5 protein-coding genes, 2 tRNA genes and 1 pseudogene are annotated in these 6,283 nt (G+C 41.3%); 4 read left to right on the top strand and 4 right to left on the bottom strand.

The features are described from left to right. Positions 1-316, bottom strand: a pseudogene (locus KDK67_RS09320) (hypothetical protein); the annotation flags it as partial. Between the two features lie 772 nt (positions 317-1,088). Further along, positions 1,089-1,160: transfer RNA gene (locus tag KDK67_RS09315), tRNA-Ala, on the bottom strand. Positions 1,161-1,336: 176 nt separating this feature from the next. On the opposite strand from KDK67_RS09315, the gene KDK67_RS09310 reads away from it, so the two are divergent. The 4 genes from KDK67_RS09310 (at position 1,337) to KDK67_RS09295 (ending at position 4,228) form a co-directional block, all read left to right on the top strand. Then, positions 1,337-1,410: transfer RNA gene (locus KDK67_RS09310), tRNA-Ile, on the top strand. Positions 1,411-2,220: 810 nt separating this feature from the next. Beyond that, entirely contained in the window at positions 2,221-2,601 is a 381-nt protein-coding gene (locus KDK67_RS09305; protein WP_338101254.1) for an MreA family transcriptional regulator, read from the top strand. A 159-nt stretch (positions 2,602-2,760) separates the two neighbouring features. Continuing rightward, the gene (locus tag KDK67_RS09300; protein WP_250868517.1) at positions 2,761-3,993 is read left to right on the top strand and encodes a 3-isopropylmalate dehydratase large subunit; all 1,233 of its coding nucleotides are present in this window, start codon (positions 2,761-2,763) and stop codon (positions 3,991-3,993) included. Positions 3,994-4,015: 22 nt separating this feature from the next. Further along, complete coding sequence (locus KDK67_RS09295) at positions 4,016-4,228, top strand: DUF8180 domain-containing protein (protein WP_250868516.1); 213 nt, start codon at positions 4,016-4,018, stop codon at positions 4,226-4,228. 113 nt (positions 4,229-4,341) lie between these two features. Here the strand turns inward: KDK67_RS09295 and KDK67_RS09290 are convergent, their stop codons facing one another. Further along, positions 4,342-4,479: a hypothetical protein gene (locus tag KDK67_RS09290; RefSeq protein WP_250868515.1), complete on the bottom strand. Its 138-nt coding sequence runs from the start codon at positions 4,477-4,479 to the stop codon at positions 4,342-4,344. 602 nt (positions 4,480-5,081) lie between these two features. Continuing rightward, on the bottom strand, positions 5,082-6,272 hold the full coding sequence (larC, locus tag KDK67_RS09285; protein ID WP_250868514.1) for a nickel pincer cofactor biosynthesis protein LarC: 1,191 nt from the start codon (positions 6,270-6,272) through the stop codon (positions 5,082-5,084). Positions 6,273-6,283 lie beyond the last annotated feature (11 nt).

Below are 6,283 nucleotides of genomic sequence, written 5' to 3'. Positions count from 1 at the left end.
CGATTGCCTTGCTTATGGTCACCACTTCAGCCGTACCGGGTGCAGGGTCGGTGTGTCTTTTGGGGACGTCTCCTGTATTGACAGCCAGCGCCCCGGGGGATTCGGGCTCCCGGTCACAATTAACAAAGACCTTTCCTCTGGCAACAACAGGTGAAGTATCAAAGACAGCATTTCTGTTGTTGCTGGTTCGCGAAAGATTATGAGCTTGCGGAATTGTTGACTGGTACAGACCGGAATGTGCCGTATTATTGTGGAACCGGTGCCGGAGAGCAATAGGGATCATTGTTGTTGTTGTTGTTTTCAACTCAGCGATCATTGAATATTGCCTCCTGAGCATCATATATTCCGATCTAATGCGAAATTACATTTGACTATCATGCCTAACCACTAGGGTTCATTCGAAAGATTCTATAATAATATTTTTCATTTTATTTGGAGTATGAATTGTTTTTATATATATATAGTTATTCGCAAGAGTAATTTAAGTTAGCAAAATTGATAATAGTAAGTACTAATTTATATATATACATAAATTATGTATCATTGTTAGTTTCTAAGATTAAAAACGACATCTTTTTATACAAGTTGTATTATTCCGGCGAATTATTTTCTCTATATTTTGAGTGAATTTTAATAATATAATGTCTTTTTTTCGTAAAACGAATTTTTTAAGCAGTATATATTAATATGGTATAACAAAACTCCCATATAGCTTATTATTTTTCAAGTTCAGTCCGTCTGAAAAGACAGTTTGAGGAAGTAACTAAAAAATCAAGATAGTTATCTGTCCGATATCTGAAAGATATTTTGATGATTTATCAGAAACTGCCTGAAGCAGGCTGCATACTAACTACTGAACAATAGCAATAGGGGAGAAAGAATAAGACTACAATAATCCAGCGAGGGGCATAATCCTGGCTAACTTGTGCCCCATCTCCCACGAATTAAGCAATGGTTTAAGTCAGGTTAATTTCTGGCCAAGAGCGTAAGCTAATTCCTCCTTGGTTATGTACAAAAAAAGGCAAAGAAACAGATACTCAAATCTTCAAAATTTCGGCATCTGCTTAGGTTTATCTAAAGTTTTTAAGTGGACCGGTCGGGAATTGAACCCGAGGCCTCTACCATGCCAAGGTAGCGATCTTCCCCTGATCTACCGGCCCAATGTCTAGAACATACTTACCATTATCTCAAATAAACTTATCGCTGGACAATGCTGGCGTTTTCACTCACACCATCTATCTTTTTATAATGATGGCATCTCTATGCGAAATGTTAATATACTAGAATGAGTATTGTGTAGCTCGTACGATGAACAACATCGTGCAAGAGACGCATTGGGCCCGTAGCTTAGCTAGGTGGAGCGCACGGCTGATAACCGTGAGGCCATGAGTTCGAATCTCATCGGGCCCACTACACTTCTATTCTTTTGAATTTTGCGATTAAGAGCTTTGTTTTTGTGATTTTGGAGTTCAATTGTTTTTTTGTTGTTCTATTATTGAGGTATTGAGCGAAGCGAATTACCTCGACTCGCGCTCCAGAAGCGTTATCTGGGTCACGGATCTCATCGGGCCCACTACACTTCTATTCTTTTGAATTTTGCGATTAAGAGCTTTGTTTTTGTGATTTTGGAGTTCAATTGTTTTTTTGTTGTTCTATTATTGAGGTATTGAGCGAAGCGAATTACCTCGACTCGCGCTCCAGAAGCGTTATCTGGGTCACGGATCTCATCGGGCCCACTACACTTCTATTCTTTTGAATTTTGCGATTAAGAGCTTTGTTTTTGTGATTTTGGAGTTCAATTGTTTTTTTGTTGTTCTATTATTGAGGTATTGAGCGAAGCGAATTACCTCGACTCGCGCTCCAGAAGCGTTATCTGGGTCACGGATCTCATCGGGCCCACCATTCTTGTTCTCTTACCCGTTTTTCTTAATAGTTTTCGATCAAAAGCTTTTGTTTTCTATCTTTGTTATCTCTTCTGATACACTACTATTGCAATATTCTGAGAAGAATGCTGTGATTTCAGGCAGCGAATATCACAACTTGTATCTTGGTCGTATGAATGTTTTATGGGTGCATGTGTGCGTTTTTTCAGCAATATCTAATTTTATTTATACCCATGGCAAAGTCTATTCAGATGTAATATTCCAACTATTATAAAAATGACACCATAAATCTTATAAACTACAAAGATAATATGCTCTTTATAAAACTGGTGATATAATGGTAGGCATGAATGATGGAGATCCGTATATGGATGACAAAGAGCACGAAATGGTAATACTTCTTCAGAAGCTTAATGTATCAAAACCGGTTGCAAAAGCGCTTGCCTGTTTACTCAGTACCGATCGGATCACTTCTCGCGAGGTTGAGAGGATGTCCCGTCTGAGGCAGCCGGAAGTCAGCATCGCTATGAACTACCTTAAAGAGAACAATTGGGTAGATGTCGAAGAACTAAAGAAGAAACAGGGCAAAGGCAGGCCAATAAAAGTATATTTGCTCATTGTTCCAATGAATGAGATCATCGAGACAATTGAGAAAAAAGTATTGTCTGAAAACAAAATGCTATTGGAGAATATCGAAAAGCTCAAAAGCATTTCTTGATCTCCTTTTCTTTCTTTCAGGTCATTAGTCTAATCTTTTTTATTGTTGCAACAGTCTTAGTTGCAAATCTATTTTAATCAGGGGACGGATACAAATATTTACCTGTTCATTGTATTATACACTAAGCAAGCGACACAAGGAGTTAATCTTTTGAGTACCATCAGTGAAAAAATCTTCAGCAAAGCAAGTGGAAAGGATGTAAAGGCCAATGAGTTCGTCATGGCAAAAGTTGACTATGCAATGGCTCACGATGGCACAAGTGTGCTTGCGGTACGTTCGTTCAAGAACATGGGCCTTGATAATGTTTGGGACCCAAAGCGCATTGTTATTCCTTTTGACCATCTAACACCTGCAAACACGGAAACGACTGCGGCTTTACATCATGATATAAGGGAATGGATCGGGGAGCAGGGTATACCGAACTTCTTTGATGTGGGTGAGGGTATCTGTCACCAGGTCCTTCCTGAGAACGGTTTTGCAATGCCTGGAAAGCTAGTTGTCGGGGCTGATTCCCATTCATGCACCTATGGTGCTTTCGGTGCTTTTGGTACGGGTGTCGGTGCAACTGACATGTCCGAGATATTCGCATCCGGTGAACTCTGGTTCAGGGTGCCCGAAACTATTAAAGTGACTGCCTCCGGAGAACTGAAGAAGAACGTTCTTGCCAAGGATGTAACACTCAAAGTGATCGGTACGGTTGGCGCATCCGGTGCTACTTACAAGGCTGCTGAATTCTATGGCGATACAATTGCCGACATGTCGATATCCGGCAGGATGACCTTATCAAATATGGCTATTGAGATGGGTGCTAAAGCAGGCATCGTACCTCCTGATCAAAAGACCTTCGATTTCCTTGAAGGCAGGGCTGTGGAAGGATATGAGCCAGTCTATGCAGATGAGGATGCTGAATACTGTGCCGAATATGATATTGACTGTGCAAATCTCGAACCGCAGGTGGCGCTTCCGCATCAGGTGGACAATGTGTGTGATGTATCGGAGATCGAGGGTAAAAAGGTGGATCAGGTGTTCATCGGAACCTGTACCAATGGACGACTGGAAGACCTCGAAGTGGCGGCTGAGCTTCTCAAAGGTGAGCAGGTTGCTGTAAGGACCCTTGTCATTCCGGCTTCCCGCTCAATAATGCTTGAAGCTGTCCGCAATGGTACCGCAGAAATACTTCTCGATGCTGGTGTCACACTGGGTTCTCCGGGATGTGGTCCATGTCTTGGTGGTCACATGGGTGTTATCGGTGAAGGTGAGGTCTGTATCTCGACAGCGAACCGTAATTTCAAGGGCAGGATGGGCAAAGGTGGTTTCATCTATCTTGCATCTCCTGCAACAGCAGCGGCATCAGCGATCACAGGTGAGATAACCGACCCAAGAACTGTGTGAATTTTAAAGTGGAGGTAGTATAATGGCAGAAGAACTTGATGAAGGTAAACTGGAACATCTTCTTGAACACTGGATCGAGCATAGTGAAAGTCATAGCAAGAGCTTTAACGATTGGATCTCCAAGCTGGAAGCTGCAGGGTTCGAGGAAGTTGCAGGTCATATCCGTACGGCAGCCACGAAAATGGATGAGTGTACCGAACATTTAAAACAAGCAAAAGATGTCGTGAGGAAATGATCCCTCACGAACAACCTTTTAATTTTAGTTCTGGCCAAATGGCCAATTATTAAAGGAAAGATAGTTGGCACGATATCTGTAATGAATATCGAGGCCTGACAAAAGAGCAACTATCATTCTGCAATGGATGCATGAATATCTGGGATTGCATGCACTTTGTTTTCAGGTTTTGCATCGCTCAATTTGAACCCATGCAATACATGTGCCATTGGTGAAGTATTAACTACTCGGACTTCTATTTTTTCAGACATAGCTGTTTCTCCTTTTTAGTTAAATCGTTTTTAGACTCCTTTTTGCCGATCGCCTGTTATTCAATCGGCAATCAAAGACTAATCTTCTACTATTTATGGGTTACGTATTTATTTATATACCATTCCTGTGAACATGCTAAATTTGATGTTTATTTGTAAATTTTTTATAAACAAATTTGCTTGTGCAAAACTTTAACTATATATAGTTTTCTATAATTTACAATATGTGCTTTAATAACTTTATTATTCGAAAAAATCAATATCTGTTGGATGTATTACTCTTTCGTGTCTACAGGGATTCCAATAAAACGTATTTTCTAATAATTGAGGATCTTTTATTTTGTCTCTCAAAAACGATCTCTACTGACGTTATTATCTAAAATTAGCTAAAAAAAGTAGAAAAAGATTAATTTTGATGTCAGTATCCTTTTCTGAGTACTAATATTGAAAAAGATGATATGTATTTCACGCTACTAACTGCCTTTTCTTTAATAACAAGCAGGTTTGTTTTGAAATACCTTTTCTTAATAAATGCAACTGTGTGGCTTCATTTTTTACAATTGCTCAATTATACATCCTTTCTCAAATAAGATCCCGAAATTTTATTTCTTCAGAATATCGTTCCAGGCCTTCTCTTCAGCGCGCCTTATAACTTCCTTCAATGGAAGCCCGCATTCCTGACTTATTCTCCTACAATCCTCGAATTCGGCTGAAATATGGAGAACTTCATCAGAAGTGTCATGTGCTATCTTGACAGCTACCTGAAAGGTCTGCTTCCCTATCGTTATATTCACGTTCTTCATCTTACGTTCTGCAATAAAACGATGCTTTGTTGGGAGGATGCGAACTCCAAGGGTCCCAGTCTGTCTTATCAGCTCCCTTGCAATCCTTTCGCTGTCCTCCGGATGTGCGATGACGTGTATGATGTGGCCAGTGCGTCCTTTTTTCATGGTGGCAGGTGTTATGGCGACATCTTTGGCACCGGTTTCCATGAGTGCCTCAAAAAGATTCCCAAGCACTTCTCCGGTAACATCATCCACATTCGTCTCAAGGACTTCCATGTGGTCACGTGAAAGGACACCTGTGGTCTCCATGAGCATTATGCGAAGAACGTTGGGCATTGCAGTCTCCGCATCTCCTGCACCATATCCTATGGTCATTATCTTTCCTGGGGGAAGTTGGTCGCTAGGGTCTGCAAAATAAGTAAGTAAAGCGGCTCCCGTTGGGGTGAGCAGTTCCCGATCACCGCTACTATGTATCTCCAGGCCACTTCCACTGAGTATCTCGGTGGTCGCAGGAGCTGGCACAGGCAATGTCCCATGTGCACTTCTCACACTTCCTCCTCCGACATTGACCGGGGTGCACAATATATTCTCTACCTTCATCTTGTGAATAGCATAGCAAGAACCTATGACATCTGCAAGTGCATCATCCTGACCTACCTCGTGGAAATGTAGTTGTTCAAGAGGCATGGCGTGAACCTTTGCCTCTGCTTCTCCAATGATCCTGAAGACTGCAATGGCACTTTTTTCCACTTCTTCGGGAAGTTTCGCATCCTTTATTATGTCTATAAGTTCCTCGAATGACCTTATCCTTGTACTGTCCTTTGTATGTATATGAACATCTGTGGCACGTATCCCGCATTTAGTGACATCTTCAACAGCTACGGAAACATTCACGGAGGCTTCGATAACTTCTGTTATCTCTTTCCTGTCTGCCCCAAGGTCGATAAGTCCTGCAAGTATCATATCTCCGGAGGCACCTGAAAATGGTTCAAATACAAGTGTTCTCATGGTATCCTGCC

This window comes from Methanococcoides seepicolus, assembly GCF_023684405.1.
In the GTDB taxonomy this organism is placed as follows: domain Archaea; phylum Halobacteriota; class Methanosarcinia; order Methanosarcinales; family Methanosarcinaceae; genus Methanococcoides; species Methanococcoides seepicolus.
Note: the sequence above shows the minus strand (reverse complement) of the source record. Positions and strands in the feature narration are given on the sequence as shown.

Bases quoted from the DNA above. Each gene is read 5' to 3' on its own strand.
- KDK67_RS09290 (WP_250868515.1), bottom strand. From the start codon at position 4,479: ATGTCTGAAAAAATAGAAGTCCGAGTAGTTAATACTTCACCAATGGCA.
- larC (WP_250868514.1), bottom strand. From the start codon at position 6,272: ATGAGAACACTTGTATTTGAACCATTTTCAGGTGCCTCCGGAGATATG.
- KDK67_RS09295 (WP_250868516.1), top strand. From the start codon at position 4,016: ATGGCAGAAGAACTTGATGAAGGTAAACTGGAACATCTTCTTGAACAC.
- KDK67_RS09305 (WP_338101254.1), top strand. From the start codon at position 2,221: ATGGTAGGCATGAATGATGGAGATCCGTATATGGATGACAAAGAGCAC.